The 17220-nt window shown below is 32.3% G+C and carries 19 protein-coding genes; 18 read left to right on the top strand and 1 reads right to left on the bottom strand.

Annotation, left to right across the window (positions count from 1 at the left end):
• Window positions 1-4100 (top strand): Rib/alpha-like domain-containing protein (locus LQ609_RS00005; RefSeq protein ID WP_239734197.1); only part of this gene is annotated, 4100 nt, incomplete at its 5' end.
• Between the two features lie 95 nt (window positions 4101-4195).
• On the opposite strand, the gene LQ609_RS00010 is transcribed toward LQ609_RS00005, so the two are convergent.
• A complete protein-coding gene (locus tag LQ609_RS00010; RefSeq protein ID WP_115337446.1) occupies window positions 4196-4885 on the bottom strand; it encodes a queuosine precursor transporter in 690 nt (229 codons plus the stop codon).
• A 151-nt stretch (window positions 4886-5036) separates the two neighbouring features.
• Between LQ609_RS00010 and LQ609_RS00015 the strand changes: the two genes are divergently transcribed.
• The 17 genes from LQ609_RS00015 to LQ609_RS00095 all read left to right on the top strand — a co-directional run bounded on the left by LQ609_RS00015 (window position 5037) and on the right by LQ609_RS00095 (window position 16968).
• Window positions 5037-5231 carry a zinc-finger domain-containing protein gene (locus LQ609_RS00015; protein ID WP_078358180.1) on the top strand — a complete coding sequence of 65 codons (195 nt, stop codon included), beginning with the start codon at window positions 5037-5039 and terminating at the stop codon, window positions 5229-5231.
• A 10-nt stretch (window positions 5232-5241) separates the two neighbouring features.
• Entirely contained in the window at window positions 5242-6366 is a 1125-nt protein-coding gene (locus tag LQ609_RS00020) for a virulence factor (RefSeq protein ID WP_107509856.1), read from the top strand.
• Between the two features lie 4 nt (window positions 6367-6370).
• Window positions 6371-6808 carry a BrxA/BrxB family bacilliredoxin gene (locus LQ609_RS00025; protein ID WP_078358178.1) on the top strand — a complete coding sequence of 146 codons (438 nt, stop codon included), beginning with the start codon at window positions 6371-6373 and terminating at the stop codon, window positions 6806-6808.
• Window positions 6792-7580: a class I SAM-dependent methyltransferase gene (locus tag LQ609_RS00030; protein ID WP_239734198.1), complete on the top strand. Its 789-nt coding sequence runs from the start codon at window positions 6792-6794 to the stop codon at window positions 7578-7580. The genes LQ609_RS00025 and LQ609_RS00030 overlap by 17 nt, the downstream gene beginning before the upstream one ends.
• A 345-nt stretch (window positions 7581-7925) precedes the next feature.
• Complete coding sequence (locus tag LQ609_RS00035) at window positions 7926-8879, top strand: thymidylate synthase (RefSeq protein ID WP_239734199.1); 954 nt, start codon at window positions 7926-7928, stop codon at window positions 8877-8879.
• A gap of 15 nt (window positions 8880-8894) precedes the next feature.
• Window positions 8895-9368, top strand: a complete 474-nt coding sequence (locus LQ609_RS00040) for a dihydrofolate reductase (RefSeq protein WP_203153274.1) — start codon at window positions 8895-8897, stop codon at window positions 9366-9368.
• 4 nt (window positions 9369-9372) lie between these two features.
• Window positions 9373-10122, top strand: coding sequence for a lysophospholipid acyltransferase family protein (locus tag LQ609_RS00045; protein ID WP_119634464.1), 750 nt, complete (start codon window positions 9373-9375; stop codon window positions 10120-10122).
• Complete coding sequence (locus tag LQ609_RS00050) at window positions 10109-10951, top strand: DegV family protein (protein WP_078358169.1); 843 nt, start codon at window positions 10109-10111, stop codon at window positions 10949-10951. The genes LQ609_RS00045 and LQ609_RS00050 overlap by 14 nt, the downstream gene beginning before the upstream one ends.
• Window positions 10941-11507: a DUF2140 family protein gene (locus tag LQ609_RS00055; protein ID WP_078358168.1), complete on the top strand. Its 567-nt coding sequence runs from the start codon at window positions 10941-10943 to the stop codon at window positions 11505-11507. Before LQ609_RS00050 ends, LQ609_RS00055 begins: the two co-directional genes overlap by 11 nt.
• Window positions 11508-11531: 24 nt before the next feature.
• Window positions 11532-12050, top strand: a complete 519-nt coding sequence (gene msrA, locus LQ609_RS00060; protein WP_078358167.1) for a peptide-methionine (S)-S-oxide reductase MsrA — start codon at window positions 11532-11534, stop codon at window positions 12048-12050.
• Between the two features lies 1 nt (window position 12051).
• A complete protein-coding gene (msrB, locus tag LQ609_RS00065) occupies window positions 12052-12480 on the top strand; it encodes a peptide-methionine (R)-S-oxide reductase MsrB (RefSeq protein ID WP_078358166.1) in 429 nt (142 codons plus the stop codon).
• A 14-nt stretch (window positions 12481-12494) separates the two neighbouring features.
• Window positions 12495-12998 carry a PTS sugar transporter subunit IIA gene (locus LQ609_RS00070; protein WP_078358165.1) on the top strand — a complete coding sequence of 168 codons (504 nt, stop codon included), beginning with the start codon at window positions 12495-12497 and terminating at the stop codon, window positions 12996-12998.
• Entirely contained in the window at window positions 12999-13220 is a 222-nt protein-coding gene (locus LQ609_RS00075; protein WP_078358163.1) for a YozE family protein, read from the top strand.
• A 96-nt stretch (window positions 13221-13316) separates the two neighbouring features.
• Window positions 13317-14744, top strand: a complete 1428-nt coding sequence (locus tag LQ609_RS00080; RefSeq protein WP_208143816.1) for a S41 family peptidase — start codon at window positions 13317-13319, stop codon at window positions 14742-14744.
• A gap of 16 nt (window positions 14745-14760) precedes the next feature.
• Window positions 14761-15276 (top strand): GNAT family N-acetyltransferase, encoded by a 516-nt coding sequence (locus LQ609_RS00085; protein WP_239734200.1) that lies wholly within the window; start codon window positions 14761-14763, stop codon window positions 15274-15276.
• 3 nt (window positions 15277-15279) lie between these two features.
• On the top strand, window positions 15280-16347 hold the full coding sequence (locus LQ609_RS00090; RefSeq protein ID WP_239734201.1) for an undecaprenyldiphospho-muramoylpentapeptide beta-N-acetylglucosaminyltransferase: 1068 nt from the start codon (window positions 15280-15282) through the stop codon (window positions 16345-16347).
• A 12-nt stretch (window positions 16348-16359) separates the two neighbouring features.
• Window positions 16360-16968: a phosphatase PAP2 family protein gene (locus LQ609_RS00095; RefSeq protein ID WP_078358158.1), complete on the top strand. Its 609-nt coding sequence runs from the start codon at window positions 16360-16362 to the stop codon at window positions 16966-16968.
• Window positions 16969-17220: the final 252 nt, after the last annotated feature.

Consider the following 17220-nt stretch of genomic DNA (forward strand, 5'->3'; position numbering starts at 1 on the left):
ATAAAGATGGCAATAAGATTGGTGAGGGCATCGTCAATGATCAAGGTGTCGCTGAAATTACGCCAACTATGCCATTACCTGAAGGTAATATCACAGCCAAAGCAACGGATAATGCTGAAACACCGAATACGTCTGATGCTTCTGACCCAGTTAAATCGAAAGATACAACACCACCAACTAAACCAGTAATCCAAACTGATTTATCTGGCAAAGGTGGTACGAAAGATCCTATTATAGTAAACGCTGAACCAGGTTCTACAGTCGAATTATTTGATAAAGATGGAAACAAAATTGGTGAGGGCATCGCCAATGATCAAGGTGTCGCTGAAATCACACCAACTATGCCATTACCTGAAGGTAATATCACGGCGAAAGCAACGGATAATGCAGAATCACCGAACACGTCGGACGCTTCTGACCCAATCAAGGCGACAGATACAACGGCACCGGTTAAACCTGTTATCACAACTGATTTAACAGGCCAAGCTCATATGACACCAATCATTTCAGTAAACGCTGAACCAGGTTCTAAAGTAGAAATCTTCGATAAAGATGGCAATAAGATTGGTGAAGGTGTTGCTAATGATCAAGGTGTGGCTGAAATCACGCCAACAACACCATTACCTGAAGGTAATATCACAGCGAAAGCGACGGATAATGCGGAAACGCCAAATACGTCTGATGCTTCGGATCCAGTTAAATCGAAAGATACAACACCACCAACTAAACCAGTAATCCAAACTGATTTATCTGGCAAAGGTGGTACGAAAGATCCTATTATAGTAAACGCTGAACCAGGTTCTACAGTCGAATTATTTGATAAAGATGGAAACAAAATTGGTGAGGGCATCGCCAATGATCAAGGTGTCGCTGAAATCACACCAACTATGCCATTACCTGAAGGTAATATCACGGCGAAAGCGACGGATAATGCAGAAACACCGAATACGTCTGACGCTTCTGACCCAATCAAGGTGACAGATACAACAGCGCCGGCTAAACCTGTCATCACAACTGATTTAACTGGTAAAGCTCATATGACACCAATCATTTCAGTAAACGCTGACCCTGGAACTAAAGTTGAAATCTTCGATAAAGATGGCAATAAGATTGGTGAAGGTATCGCAAATGATCAAGGCGTAGCTGAAATCACACCAACAAAACCATTACCTGAAGGTAATATCACAGCCAAAGCAACGGATAATGCGGAAACGCCAAATACGTCTGATGCTTCTGAACCTGTCAAAGCGAAAGATACAACACCACCAACTAAGCCTGTGATTCAAACAGATTTAACTGATAAAGGTGGTACGAAAGATCCAATCGTTGTAAAAGCTGACCCTGGATCTAAAGTTGAAATCTTCGATAAAGATGGTAATAAGATTGGTAAAGGCATCGCTAATGATCGAGGTGTTGCTGAAATCACACCAACTATTCCATTACCTGAGGGTAATATCACAGCGAAAGCGACGGATAATGCGGAAACGCCAAATACGTCTGACGCTTCTGAACCAGTCAAATCGAAAGATACAACGCCGCCTACTAAACCTGTGATTCAAACAGATTTAACTGGTAAAGGTGGCACGATAGATCCAATTGTTGTAAAAGCTGACCCTGGATCTAAAGTTGAAATCTTCGATAAAGATGGTAATAAGATTGGTGAAGGTATCGCAAATGATCAAGGCGTAGCTGAAATCACACCAACAAAACCATTACCTGAAGGTAATATCACTGCTAAAGCGACAGATAATGCTGAAACGCCGAATACATCTGATGCTTCTGAACCTGTCAAATCGAAAGATACAACACCGCCAACTAAACCTGTGATTCAAACAGACTTAACAGGTAAAGGTGGTATGAAAGATCCAATCGTTGTAAAAGCTGACCCTGGAACTAAAGTTGAAATCTTCGATAAAGACGGAAACAAAATTGGTGAAGGTATCGCAAATGATCAAGGTGTCGCTGAAATCACGCCAACAAAACCATTACCTGAAGGTAATATTACAGCGAAAGCAACGGATAATGCGGAAACACCGAATACATCTGATGCTTCTGAACCTGTCAAATCAAAAGATACAACACCGCCAACTAAACCTGTGATTCAAACAGACTTATCAGGTAAAGGTGGTACGAAAGATCCAATTTCAGTGACTACTGACCCTGAAACTAAAGTTGAAATCTTCGATAAAGATGGCAATAAGATTGGTGAAGGTATCGCAAATGATCAAGGCGTAGCTGAAATCACACCAACAAAACCATTACCTGAAGGTAATATCACTGCTAAAGCGACAGATAATGCTGAAACGCCGAATACATCTGATGCTTCTGAACCTGTCAAATCGAAAGATACAACGCCGCCTACTAAACCTGTGATTCAAACAGACTTATCAGGTAAAGGTGGTACGAAAGATCCAATCGTTGTAAAAGCTGACCCTGGAACTAAAGTTGAAATCTTCGATAAAGATGGCAACAAGATTGGTGAAGGCGTCGCTAATAATCAAGGTATCGCTAAAATTACACCGACAAAACCATTACCTGAAGGTAATATCACGGCTAAAGCGACAGATAATGCGGAAACGCCAAATACGTCTGACGCTTCTGAACCAGTCAAATCGAAAGATACAACGCCGCCTACTAAACCTGTGATTCAAACAGATTTAACTGGTAAAGGTGGCACGAAAGATCCAATCGTTGTAAAAGCTGACTCTGGAACTAAAGTTGAAATCTTCGATAAAGATGGCAATAAGATTGGTGAAGGTATCGCAAATGATCAAGGCGTAGCTGAAATTACACCAACAAAACCATTACCTGAAGGTAATATCACGGCTAAAGCGACAGATAATGCTGAAACGCCGAATACATCTGATGCTTCTGAACCAGTCAAATCGAAAGATACAACGCCGCCTACTAAACCTGTGATTCAAACAGATTTAACTGGTAAAGGTGGCACGAAAGATCCAATCGTTGTAAAAGCTGATCCAGGATCTAAAATAGGATTATTCGATAAAGATGGTAATAAGATTGGTGAAGGCATCGCTAATGATCAAGGCGTAGCTGAAATTACACCAACAAAACCATTACCTGAAGGTAATATCACAGCCAAAGCAACGGATAACGCGGAAACACCAAATACGTCTGATGCTTCTGAACCTGTCAAATCGAAAGATACAACACAATCAACTAAACCTGATACTCAAACAGACTTAACTGGTAAAGCTAGTACAAAAGATCCAATTATAATAATATCTAAACCAGGCTATAAAGTAGAAATTTTCGATAAAGATGGTAACAAGGTTGGAGAAGGGATCGCAAATGATCAAGGTATTGTTGAAATTATACCAACAGCACCATTACCTGAAAACAAATATACAGCGAAAGTAACGGGTAAAGCAGAATCACCGATTGCTTCAGATAATTCAAAACTTAAGTTACAATCAAATCCTACTGATATGATTAATAACAAAGCTAAAGATGTAGATAAAAACATGCCTGGCTATGGTGATAATCCGATAAATATTTCACCTGATAAAAGTATTACCATTCCACAAATTGGTGATGGAAAACTGCCTAAAAACACAAAATTCGAAATACCTGGAGCAACAGTACAAAGTAAGTGGGATATAAAAATAAATTCTAAAACTGGTGCGTTATCAGTTACACCTCCAGCAAATGTAATTTCAGGTACTAAGCAAACTATTCCTGTTAAAGTTACTTATCCAGATGGTTCTACAGAAATAGTAAATGTTAAAATAATTGTTAATTCAAAAGAAAGTGGACATGACATGTCAAATTCTAGAAAGACAGAAAATAAAGATTCTGTTCAAACAATTAAATCTCATGAACTTATAGAACCTCATAATCAAAACAAATTGTCTAATAACAAACTAGAAAGTGCTTTAAAAGACACTTCAATAGGCAATGAACAAAATAAAATCACTAAAAATAAAGAAATGAATAATGAAAATGTTTCAAAAACAGAAGTTCTACCTAATACTGGTGAACAACCAATTGAAAACACAACTTTATTCGGTACTTTATTTGCAAGTGTCGGCGCATTATTCTTATTTGGTCGTCGTAAAGATAAAAAAGAAGAGAATTAATAATATATAATGTGTTAAAAAAATCTCCCATTCCTAAAATAATTTTAAGGATTGGGAGATTTTTTCAGTATTAAAAGTTATAATACTTATCTGTTTTAATCATTAATTTTGCCTTTTCTATACATTGACTTTGCAATGTAACCGAATGGTACATTTGATATTGTTGTAAGTAGTTTTAAGAAATATGTTGTAATAAAGATTTCAAATACTACACTATTTGGTAGGTTGCCATAAAATGCAATTAACACAAATATTGCTGTATCAATTATAGAACTGACAATAGTACTACCATATGCTCTTATATAGAATGTTTTATCTGATGAGAACTTATTCTTAATTAAATTAAATAAAAGTACATCTAAATGTTGTCCAATAACATAAGCGATTATTGAACCTAATGCAATTCTAGGTACAATATTAAAAATAGTTTCCAGCGCTTTTTGTGAAACATCATCTTGAGCTGGTATGAATGTTAGCGAACATTGAAGTAAAATAACCATGACGATAACTGATGAAAATCCAAGCCAAACTGCTTTTTTAGCTTGTTTTCTACCATATATATCATTTAATATATCTGTTGCAAGATAAATTGATGCGAACATTACATTTCCAAGTGTTGCACTAACTGAAAATAGTTCTACTGTTTTAATAACCTGTATATTTGCTATAATAGTACCTATAGCAACCCAAACAAACAGGCCAGTTTTTCCAAAGAAACGGTATAGGACTAACATCAATATAAATGTGATGAAGAATGTACCGATTCCTATTAATTCATTATACATAACTTTGTTCCTCCTAAATTTTGATATTGCGGGTGTTTAGAAACCGCGATAATCGAACTTATTTATTATACGGCTCAAAGTTATAAAAATCAACAAGCTTTATCGTAAACAATTCGTATTATGAATGGTATAATAACGGTCTAGTAAGGGAGTGACACTTATTTTAGCTCAAGAAGAAAAAGTAGCAATCAAACAAATAGATCATTTAATGGAAACATACTGCAAAGGGTGTTTACTTAAAACGCATTATAGAGAAACTCAAGGAAAACACCAAGCACATCAATATTGTATATCTGAATGTTCTGTAGGTATACGAATTAAACAACTAGGCAACAAATTGCAATAAGGAGGATATTATGGAAATTGTTAGAGTTGAACCAACACCAAGTCCTAACACTATGAAAATCGTTTTATCATTTAAAAAGGAAGACAGATCTTCAAACACTTATACAGAAGTTAATGATCATAATCCTGAATTCATTAACCGTATATTAAATTTAGAAGGGATTAAATCTGTATTCCATGTAATGGATTTTATTGCCGTGGATAAACGTCCTAAAGAAAATTGGGATACTTTACTAAAAGATGTAACAACTGCAATATCTGGATCAGATCAGGATTCAGACTCAAATAACAATCAAGTAAATGAACATTTTGGTGAAGTAAAAGCAGAAGTCTTAAAATTTAAAGGAATTCCTTACCAAATTAAATTAACAACTCAAGAACAAGAAAAGAGAAAACAATTACCAGAGATTTATATCGATAGTATGTTGAAAGCTACTAAAGACACTGATAATGTTGTATTTTTGAGAAAATGGGAAGATTTAGGCGTTCGTTATGGAGAAGTTGAAGAAGTTCTTGAAACAGTACAAGAAGAATTACTAGCATTATATCCTAAAGCAATTTTAGATGAGCTAGTTGAAGAAGCTTTAACAAGTGATATTACAATTCCTGAAAAACAATTTGTTCATGTCGATAAAGAAACTTTTGAACAAGAGCAAGATTGGAAAGTAAAATTAAGAATGTTAAACGATTTTCCAACTCCTACAGAAGAGGATTATCCATTATTGGAAGTAGCATTACATGATGAGAAACCTCAAGTACGAAGAATGGCGATCGTTTTATTAGGAATGATAGAGCAAAAAGAAACATTACCTTATCTATATGAAGGTATGAAAGATAAAGTTGTTTCTGTAAGAAGAACTGCTGGAGATTGTTTAAGTGACTTAGGTTATAAAGAAGCTTTACCCGTTATGATCGAAGCACTTGAAGATCCTCAAAAAATTGTAAGATGGCGTGCAGCTATGTTTATTTTTGATGAAGGCGATGAAACAGCTTTAGAAGCTTTAAAAAACAGACAAGATGATCCAGCATTTGACGTTAAACTACAAGTTCAAATGGCAATTGAAAGAATTGAAAATGGTGAAGCTGCTTTAGGATCTGTGTGGAAACAAATGGCGAATAGAAAGAGAGAGGAATAATATTATGAATGCATACGAACAATATATGAAAGAATTAGCTCAACCGATGAGAACAGAATTAACAGGACAAGGTTTCGAAAGTTTAGAAACACCTGATGCAGTTAAAGATTTTATGGATAATGTAGATCAAAATGAAACAACGTTTATTGTAGTTAACTCAGTATGTGGTTGTGCGGCAGGTTTAGCTCGTCCGGCAGCTGTCACAGTAGCTCAGCAAAATGATAAGAAACCTGCTAGAACAGCTACTGTATTTGCTGGTCAAGATAAAGAAGCAACAGAAACGATGAGAGCATATATTGCTCAAGTACCATCAAGTCCATCTATGGCTTTATTTAAAGGTAAAGAGCTTAAATACTTTATGCCACGTGAACATATTGAAGGAAGAGATATCCAAGAGATTTGCATGGATATTAAAGACGCTTTTGATGAATACTGTGACTAACGTTAGATTAACAACTGCAGTTAAAGTTAATGCACCTCTCTACAATCAAGTAGAAGATGCATTTGCTATATTATCTAAATTAGAATTTGTGAATGAAGTTAAAACTATCAAACGAAATAAACTAACAATTAAGCAATTATTTCAAAATGATACTACACCGGTCATAGTTTTTGAAAGTAATGGGCCAAAATTATATTTTTCACCGGATACTCCTATTTATTTTCATTTAGATACTGTAAAAGTTAAATTACACATGTTGAAACAAAATAAACAACCTATACTTATAGAAATGCTGAATGATATAACAAGTAATTTATCAACTTTTAATTTCATAGATGGAACAATGGGGTTAGGAAGAGATAGTTACATGACATTGAAGATTTTTAAGCAAGCAAATATATATGCAATAGAGCAAAATCCTCTTATATATTTCGTTATTTCAGAAGGCATGAAAAATTATCTAGAACCAGAAGAATATGAACGCATTCATTTTATAAATGATGATTACAACAATTGGGTTAAGCAAAACACTAAATTAGTAGATGTACTTTATTTAGATCACATGTTTGAACAAACGTTAGTCGAAAACGATAGAATGGGTGAATTGTCTCGAATGACAGATGTAATTCAAAATATAAAACCTATTGAAGATTATAAATATTTAATAGTAAAGGCACATTATAAAAGTCATATCTTTAAAAAATTAAAAGTCACACAATGTTTACGAAAAAGTTCTAAAACACATTATGGACTAAGTACAAAATCAAAATAAAAAATAAAAATTCACCCAATCCGAAAATAAGTCTAACGGATTGGGTGATTTTAGTTAAGAAAGGGATTTAAGTCCCAAGTTCTTTTGCCCCTTTTAAGTACTATTCAGTAATGCACATACTAATCATATAGCTTAATAATAAGAATAACCCTATAACAGCGAATATTTCATTCATTGAAATAGCCTCCTTTGAATTGTGATCTCTTCGTTAATTTAATTCTATTATACATAATTTCAGTGAAAGATTCTATCTTTTATCGATATCATTTTCTATTATATCAGTAGTAAAATATAACGTTTTTCGTTAATATAGATAAGGAAGAATAAAGAAAAAGAGGTGCTCAAATGAATAACTTTGATAAAGCGTATCATGATTTATGTAACAAAGTATTAAACGAAGGTAAAAGTAAAGACGATAGAACTGGTACGGGTACTATTTCTATATTTGGCCACCAAATGAGATTTGACTTGTCTGAAGGATTCCCTCTATTAACAACAAAGAAGGTATCTTTTAAATTAATCGCTACCGAACTTTTATGGTTTATTAAAGGTGATACTAATATAAGATACTTATTGCAATATAAAAATAACATTTGGAATGAATGGGCTTTCAAAAAATGGATTGAAAGTGAAGAATATAATGGCCCTGATATGAATGATTTTGGTCGTCGTGCTTTAGTTGATGACAAGTTTAACGATCAATATAAAGAACAATTAGCTATTTTTAAAAATAAAATACTTAACGACGATGATTTTATGCAAAAATATGGTAACTTAGGTAACGTTTACGGTAAACAATGGAGAGATTGGAAAGATCAAGATGGTCAACGCTTTGATCAACTTAAGACATTAATTGAAAATATTAAGCAAAATCCAAATTCTCGTAGACATATTATTTCTGCATGGAATCCAACTGAAATTGATACAATGGCTTTACCACCGTGTCACACGTTATTCCAATTTTATGTTAAAGATGGAAAATTAAGCTGTCAGTTATATCAAAGAAGTGCGGATATCTTTTTAGGAGTACCATTCAATATTGCTAGCTATAGTTTATTAACACATTTAATTGCTAAAGAATGTAACCTAGAAGTAGGGGAGTTTGTTCATACTTTTGGAGATGCTCACATCTATAAAAATCATATCGAAGCAATTGAAGAGCAACTTTCTAGAGATTCATATTCTGCACCTAAACTTAAAATTAATACTGATAAGTCATTATTCGATATTGAATATGAAGATTTAGAAATAGTAGATTATCAATCACATCCAAGTATTAAAGCACCAATTGCAGTTTAAGAAGGAGTAAATACAATGAAATCAATTATAGTATGTCATGATCAAAACAGAGTAATAGGTTTAGATAATAAAATGCCATGGCATTTACCAAATGATTTAAAAAGAGTAAAGGCATTAACAACGGGTAATACTATTGTGATGGGAAGAAAAACATTTGAATCATTAGCTAGACCACTACCAAATAGAAGAAATGTCGTATTAACTTCAAATCGATCTTTTGAACATGAAGGCGTAGATGTCATTCATTCCTTAGATGAAATTGATCATTTAGATGGACATATATTTATATTTGGAGGACAAGGTCTATACGAGCAAATGATGGATCGCGTCGACGATATGTATATAACTGTTATTGAAGATAAATTCCAAGGTGATGCCTTTTTCCCACCATACGAATTTAAAGATTGGACAGTTATTTCATCTGAAGCAGGTACATTAGATGAAAAAAACACATTACCTCACACATATATGCATTTGGAAAGGAAATAATAGTATGTTAAGAACAGCTAAAACATTTGGCTATATCATTGGATATGCAGCGCTAGTTACGTCACAGTTAAATAAAGTTAAGAAGAAAAAAGTGCTAGTTGATGATATACAAACTCAAGATGAAATGGTTTATTTATATGCTAGAAAATGGGCAACAAGAATTTTGAAATCAGCAGGCGTTCAAACTCATATTACTGGTAACACAAATTCACTAGACGAACCCGTGTTATATATTTCAAATCACGAAGGAAACTTTGATATTCCAGTATTAATTAATCATTTACCACAACCATTTGGTTTTATTTCAAAAAAAGAAGTAGAAAATATTCCATTTTTAAAACCATGGATGGAAGAGATGAATTGTATTTATTTAGATCGCTCAAATAGAAGAGCAAGTTTACAAATGATTAAAGATGGTATAAATAAATTAAAAGAACAACATTCACTGCTAATTTTTCCAGAAGGAAGTCGAAGTAAAGGTGGAGAAATGCAAGAATTTAAAGCAGGATCATTTAAATTGGCGAAATCTGCAAAAGTTAAAATTGTGCCAATCGCAATATATGGAACATCTAATATAATGGAAGCACAAGACTCAAAGAAAATCGTTCCCGGAGATGTTTACGTGCATATTTTAGACCCGATTGATCCTTCAATCTTTGAAGACAAAACAATGCAAGAAGTCAGCCAATATGTTCAAGGGGAAATTAGTAATACTGTTCAATCATTAAAGGAGAATCATTATGTCAAAAATTAAAATCGTCGTTGATTCAACAACTGACTTATCAGCAGATTATCTTAAGGAAAACAATATAACAGTTGTGCCATTAAATATACTTATCGATGGCGTTACTTATGAAGATCAAACTGAAATGAGTTCAACAGAATTCCTTGAAAAAATGAGAGAAGCTAAAAAACTACCGAAAACGAGTCAACCTGCAATTGGTAAAATAGTAGAGACATATGACGAATTAGGTAAAGATGGTTCGGACATTATTAGTATTCATATGACTTCAGAGTTATCTGGAACATTCAGTGCAGCACAGCAAGCAGCACAAATGACTGATAGCAAAGTTACAGTTATTGATAGTAAATTCATTTCTTTAGCTTATGGCTTCCAAATTGAAGAAGTAGTTAAAATGATTAATGAAGGAAAAAATATTGAAGAAATTGTTGAACAACTTGAAGTTATTAAAAATAATTTAAGGTTATTTGTTGTTATAGGTAATATTGACAACCTAATTAAAGGTGGCAGAATTGGGAAAGCTAAAGGGCTTATTGGTTCACTTATGAATATTAAACCAATTGGTGAAGTAATTAACGGAAAAATAGAAATGATGCATAATGCTAGAACTCAAAATGCTGTCATTAAATACCTTATGAAAGAACTTGATGTATTTTTAGAAAAGAAAGAAATCATTAAAATAGGTATAGCAGATGCAAATGCAGAACAACTAGTGAATAAACTTATGAAATCAATTAAAGAAAAGAAAAATATTCAAAAGTTTGATACTGCAGTAACAACACCTGTCGTTTCAACACATACAGGTGAAGGCGCTATAGGCGTGTTCTTTTATGGAAAATAAAAATTGGATGAATCATCGGGCATGGTTTTTTGCTTTTGTTATTCTTATTATTTTAATACTTACAGCCACGGTATATATATTCGTATCTATATCAGATGATAGTAACCATCCAAATAATAATTCTGAAAAAATCGACAAAGATTTCACGATTTCTTTTAGTAATTCTGAACTTGAATCATTAATGAATGCTTCAATTAAAAAGTATAATATTCAATCGAAAATCACAAAAAAATCTTTGTCATTTGATACAAGTACTAAAATATTGGGAAAAGACATTGATATCACCCTTAAAACAAAACCAGTAAAGTTAAATAATGAAACGATAAAATTTGAAATAAAAGCTATTGATATAGGTAAACTGAACATTTCAAACCCATTTGTACTATCACAAATAAAAAAACATAGCGATCTTCCACCATATATTCAAGTAAATCCTAAAGATGAGTCTGTCTATCTCTCTTTAGATCAATTAGATATTGATAACGTTGAATCTATACAAATTCAAACATTAGATATTTCAGCTAAAAAATGGTATTTTGATATTAAGCTAAAGTAATTAATCATCAAAGGAGGTACAACTATGGCATATGCAACATTAGCTGGGGGATGTTTTTGGTGTTTAGTGAAACCATTCAATGAATTTCCTGGCATTATAGAAGTTACTTCTGGTTATAGTGGGGGACATACCGAGAATCCTACTTATGAAGAAGTTTGTACAAATCAAACTGGACATGTAGAAGCAGTTCAAATTGAATATGATGAAGAAGACACAGATTTTGAATCTATTCTTAATATATACTTTAAAACATTTGATCCAACTGATAATAGAGGGCAGTTTTTCGATAGAGGAGAAAGCTACGAACCAGTTATTTTCTATCATGATGAAGATCAAAAAGAAACTGCAATAAATAAAATCAATCAATTAAATGAACAACAAATTTTTGATAAACCCGTCATTACACCAGTTAAACCTTATAAGAATTTTTATCCGGCGGAAGAGCACCATCAAGATTATTATTTAAAAAATCCTGCACATTACCAAGGATATCAACAAGGTTCTGGACGTAAAGCATTTATAGAAAAATATTGGGGGCGCTAAAATGCTAAAAAAAAATAAAGATGACTTAAATGAAATGGAATTTTTAGTTACACAACAAAATGGAACTGAACCACCATTTCAAAATGAATATTGGAACCACTTTGATAAAGGGATTTATATTGATAAATTATCAGGTAAACCTTTATTTACTTCAGAAGAGAAATTTGAATCTGATTGCGGTTGGCCAAGTTTCTCAAAAGCATTAGATGATCAAGAAGTTATAGAACTTGTAGATAAAACTCATGGTATGATAAGAACTGAAGTACGCTCTGAAGATTCTGATAGCCATTTAGGGCATGTCTTTAATGATGGTCCAAAAGAAACAGGTGGTTTGAGATATTGTATTAATTCAGCTGCTGTGCAATTTATACCATACGATAAGTTAGAAGAATTAGGGTATGGAGAATTAGTAAATCATTTTAATAACTAGAGGAGAAGATACTTATGTTTAAAAAATTATTTGGCGGTAACAAATCTAAAGATACAAATGTTGAAGTATATGCACCAATCACAGGAGAATATGTAGCTATTGAAGACATTCCAGATCCTGTTTTTGCTCAAAAAATGATGGGTGAAGGTTTTGGTATTAAACCTTCAGAAGGTGTTGTAGTAGCACCTTTCGACGGCGAAATTGTTAATGTATTTAAACCTTCAAATCATGCAGTAGGTATTAAAGCTTCTAATGGTTTAGAAGTTCTCATACACGTTGGTCTAGAAACTGTACAATTAGGTGGAGAAGGCTTCGAAGCACTTGTAAACACTGGCGACGTAGTAAGTAAAGGTGATGAATTGTTGAAATTTGACATCGAAACGATTGAAGCTAAAGTTAAATCTGTTATTAGTCCTGTTATCATTACAAATACTGATGATGCAGAAAATATTAACATTGAATCATTAGAAAGTTTAGTTAAAGGTGAAACTAAAGCTATTGATGTGAAAATGAAATAAATGAAACAATATTCATTCTATCAATATGCTCTAACGAAACGTAATGAAAATAGTGAAATCGGAAAATTAGCTGATTTAATTTTCCAAGATTTATCATTCCCAAAGTTTACAAATGATTATCATACACTTTCTGACTATTTAGAAACAGAAGCTATGTTTACTCAGCCAATGAGTGTTTTCGATGATTTATTTGATTCATATGAAGAATGGTTGAAATTTTAAATGTTTAACACTTTGGTGTCGAGTGCACCAAAGTGTTTTTCTTTGTATGAATTAACTGTTAAAATAAATTATATTTGACAAGAAAGTTGTGAGTAAATGAAACCATTTAAAAATAAGCAAAAGCAAGAAATTACAATGCCACTATATAAATTACTAATTATATTATTTGTTACTGTACTATTAACATCTGTAGTGACATTCGCCTCTTATAAATTCGGATTAAATTTTGGTAATGACAAACAAAAAAGTCTTAATAAAATTGAAGAAGCATATGAACAAATCGATGAAGACTATTATAAAGACGTTGATGATGATAAATTAACACAAGGTGCCATCGATGGTATGATTAAATCGCTTGATGATCCTTATAGTGAATACATATCTGCTAAAGAAACGACATCTTACAACGAAGAAATCTCAGGTGATTTTGTTGGTATAGGAGCAGAAATGGAAGTACATAAAGGTTTTGTAAGAATTACAAGTCCAATGAAAGGTTCACCTGCAGAAAAAGCAGGTGTACAACCACTAGATATCGTTACAAAAGTTGACCATAAATCTATCAAAAATAAATCATTAAATGAAATTGTTGAAAAAGTACGTGGTAAAAAAGGCACAACTGTCACATTAACTATTAAAAGAGAAGGAAAAGAACCTTTTGATGTAGATATTAAACGAGATAAAATTCATGTTACTAGTGTTGACTATACTAAAAAGAAAGATACTGGCGTAATTGCCATTTCTAAGTTCCAAAATAAAACAACTAAAGAATTAAAATCAGCCCTAAAACAAGCTAAAAAAGATAACGTAAAACACATTGTACTAGATTTAAGAAATAATCCAGGCGGGTTATTAGATGAAGTTGTTACAAGTGTTAATTTATTTGTAGATAAAGGTAAACCAGTTATTTATTTAGAAACTAAAGGTGACAAACCTCAAGCAGTGGAAACTGAAAATAAAAAAATGTCAGGAATTGACGATATGGATTACTCTGTATTAGTGAATAAAGGATCCGCAAGCGCTGCAGAAATATTCGCAGGAGCTTTACAAGATTACAAAATTGCAGACGTCCTAGGCACTACAACTTTTGGTAAAGGGATTGGACAAGTCCATAAGGAATTTAACGATTCAAGTATACTTAAATATACGAACATGAGATGGTTAACACCTAATAAATCATATATCCATAAAAAAGGGATTAAACCTGATAAAAAAATCTCTGCACCAAAATATGAAGAGATAGAAATCATCGATCCAAGTAAAACTTATCAAAAAGGTGATAATTCAAAAGAGATTAAATCAATTAAGATTGGTTTGAAAGCATTAGGGTATAATATTAGCAATGAAAATGGAAAATTCGATAATGAACTAGAAAGTAACGTAAAAGCATTCCAAAATGATCATAAATTAGAATCAAATGGTATCTTTACAGACGACACTACTAAGAAATTCATAGAATTATTACGTAAAAAAATACGTAGTGAAGATAAACAATTAGATGAAGCTATTCAATACATTCATAAGTAGATGGAGGTAAGTAAAAATGAGAACAGCAACACGAGCAGATATACTTCACATAAATAAACTTACAGAGATGGCTAAATCTATTATGTTAGCTGATCAAAATCCACAATGGGATCATCGATATCCTATAGAAAAAGATTTCTATGACGATATTGATAAAGGGCATCTTTATTTACATGAAGTGAATGATGAAATAGTAGGTTACATTTGCATTAATCAAGTACAAGCAGAATGGTATCAACAATTTGATTGGCCAGTAAGCACTGAAAATGCACTTGTTATACACAGAATGGCAACGAATCCTGAGTATAAAGGAATTGCACAAATAATGATGCAATTCGCTCTTGATTATGCTTCAAAAAATGAGCTATCAATCGTGTTAACGGACACTTTTTCACTAAATAAAAGAGCACAAAAATTGTTTCATAAATTTGATTTTATAAAAATGGGTGAATATGAAACAGATGAATTTCCATTTGATAAAAATGCACCATTTTATGCTTATTATAAATTGATAGAAAATGAGGAGAAATAAATAATGAAGAAAATAGCTTTTACCGGTGGCGGTACGATTGGACATGTAGCTGTAAACTTAGCACTTATACCTGAAGCAAAAAAACGTAACATTGAAACGATCTATATAGGTTCCAAAAATGGTATAGAAAGAGAAATGATTACGAATTCTGCAAAACACACTAAATATATTGCTATATCAAGTGGTAAACTTCGAAGATATTTATCTTTTGAAAATTTAAAAGATGTTTTTAAAGTTATGAAAGGTGTATTAGATGCTCGAAAGGTTTTAAAAAAAGAAAAACCTGATCTCGTTTTTTCAAAAGGTGGTTTCGTAAGTGTACCAGTCATTATGGCTGCAAAATCATTGAAAATACCAACAATTATTCATGAATCTGATGTTACACCAGGCTTAGCTAATAAAATTGCTATGAAATTTGCAACAAGAATGTATACAACATTTGAAGAAACATTAAAATATGTCCCTTCTGATAAATCTGATTATATCGGTGCCATTATTAGAGAAGATTTAAGAGATGGCTCTACAGAAGAAGGCTATAAATTAACAGGATTTGATTCGAAACTTCCCGTTCTCTTAATTATGGGTGGTAGTTTAGGTTCAAAAGCACTTAATAAAGCAATTAGAGAAAATCTTGAATATTTAACTAAAAAATATCAAATTATACATTTAACAGGTAAAGGTCATCTTGATGAAACAATCAATAATGAAAATTATGTTCAATATGAATTTGTTTCCAATGAACTGATGCACTTTTATGCTATTACAGATACTGTTATTAGTAGAGCAGGAGCAAATGCAATTTATGAATTCGCAACCTTAAAATTACCAATGTTATTAATACCCCTTGGATTAGATCAATCTCGAGGTGACCAAATTGATAACGCTAAGATTTTCGAGAAAAAAGGCTATGCTAAAGTATTACAAGAAAAAGATGTTAATCAATCAAATTTAGTAAGGCAATTAGACAAATTAGAAAACGAAAGAGATGACATTATTGACAAAATGTCTCATTTCAAAGAAAGTTATACTAAAGAAACATTATTTAATAAAATAGAAGAAGACTTAAAGTAAGGGGGATATCGAATGAGCCAAGCTAATCGTACATTATTAATACTTATTTTCAGTTTGATTTTTGGTGTTATAGCTTTCTTTCATGAATCAAGACTAGGTAAGTGGATTGATAATGAAGTTTATAATTTTATATATTCAACAGAAAGTTTTATCACAACTTCTATTATGCTTGGTTTTACAAAATTAGGGGAAGTTTGGGCAATGATAGCTCTATCCTTGATAGTAATTTGCTACTTGAAATTAAAAAAATATAACATAGAGACATTATTTTTTGCAATTACAATGATATTATCAGGTACTTTAAATCCACTTCTTAAAAATATATTCGATAGAGAAAGACCAACTTTATTGAGACTTATAGATATTTCTGGATTTAGCTTTCCAAGCGGACATGCCATGGGATCTACCGCCTTTTTTGGATCATTGATTTATGTTCTATATAGAATATCCAACAAAACAATGAAACCATATTTAATAGGATTGTGCCTCGTATGTATAGCAATGATCTCTTCATCTCGTGTATATTTAGGCGTACATTATCCAACTGACATCATTGCAGGTATAATTGGTGGCGTTATTTGTATTCTATTAACTCAAAGCATGTTAAGAACTAAGTTATAAAATAGTCTTGAAGATTGAACCACATAAGAAAAAAACACCCAAGTGATTTGGACAGAATCACTTGGGTGTTTTACTTTTATGGGCATAAAAGGGGGTTATAGAAAATGTTCAATCCATACTTAGAGGGGGAACTCTTTTAGTTGATTGATAATCATTTTCAATTACTATTATAACTAAATGAGAATGAATGTCAATTAGTTATTTAAAATTTATACTATTTTAAATGATAAAATAGTTCTGCTCATATATAAT

The organism is Mammaliicoccus sp. G-M28 (assembly GCF_022386595.1).
Taxonomy (GTDB): Bacteria; Bacillota; Bacilli; order Staphylococcales; family Staphylococcaceae; genus Mammaliicoccus; species Mammaliicoccus fleurettii.

Coding starts and splice junctions, on each gene's coding strand:
- LQ609_RS00010 (WP_115337446.1), bottom strand. CDS start 4,885: ATGTATAATGAATTAATAGGAATCGGTACATTCTTCATCACATTTATA.
- LQ609_RS00020 (WP_107509856.1), top strand. CDS start 5,242: ATGGAAATTGTTAGAGTTGAACCAACACCAAGTCCTAACACTATGAAA.
- LQ609_RS00025 (WP_078358178.1), top strand. CDS start 6,371: ATGAATGCATACGAACAATATATGAAAGAATTAGCTCAACCGATGAGA.
- LQ609_RS00030 (WP_239734198.1), top strand. CDS start 6,792: ATGAATACTGTGACTAACGTTAGATTAACAACTGCAGTTAAAGTTAAT.
- LQ609_RS00035 (WP_239734199.1), top strand. CDS start 7,926: ATGAATAACTTTGATAAAGCGTATCATGATTTATGTAACAAAGTATTA.
- LQ609_RS00040 (WP_203153274.1), top strand. CDS start 8,895: ATGAAATCAATTATAGTATGTCATGATCAAAACAGAGTAATAGGTTTA.
- LQ609_RS00045 (WP_119634464.1), top strand. CDS start 9,373: ATGTTAAGAACAGCTAAAACATTTGGCTATATCATTGGATATGCAGCG.
- LQ609_RS00050 (WP_078358169.1), top strand. CDS start 10,109: ATGTCAAAAATTAAAATCGTCGTTGATTCAACAACTGACTTATCAGCA.
- LQ609_RS00055 (WP_078358168.1), top strand. CDS start 10,941: ATGGAAAATAAAAATTGGATGAATCATCGGGCATGGTTTTTTGCTTTT.
- msrA (WP_078358167.1), top strand. CDS start 11,532: ATGGCATATGCAACATTAGCTGGGGGATGTTTTTGGTGTTTAGTGAAA.
- msrB (WP_078358166.1), top strand. CDS start 12,052: ATGCTAAAAAAAAATAAAGATGACTTAAATGAAATGGAATTTTTAGTT.
- LQ609_RS00070 (WP_078358165.1), top strand. CDS start 12,495: ATGTTTAAAAAATTATTTGGCGGTAACAAATCTAAAGATACAAATGTT.
- LQ609_RS00075 (WP_078358163.1), top strand. CDS start 12,999: ATGAAACAATATTCATTCTATCAATATGCTCTAACGAAACGTAATGAA.
- LQ609_RS00080 (WP_208143816.1), top strand. CDS start 13,317: ATGAAACCATTTAAAAATAAGCAAAAGCAAGAAATTACAATGCCACTA.
- LQ609_RS00085 (WP_239734200.1), top strand. CDS start 14,761: ATGAGAACAGCAACACGAGCAGATATACTTCACATAAATAAACTTACA.
- LQ609_RS00090 (WP_239734201.1), top strand. CDS start 15,280: ATGAAGAAAATAGCTTTTACCGGTGGCGGTACGATTGGACATGTAGCT.
- LQ609_RS00095 (WP_078358158.1), top strand. CDS start 16,360: ATGAGCCAAGCTAATCGTACATTATTAATACTTATTTTCAGTTTGATT.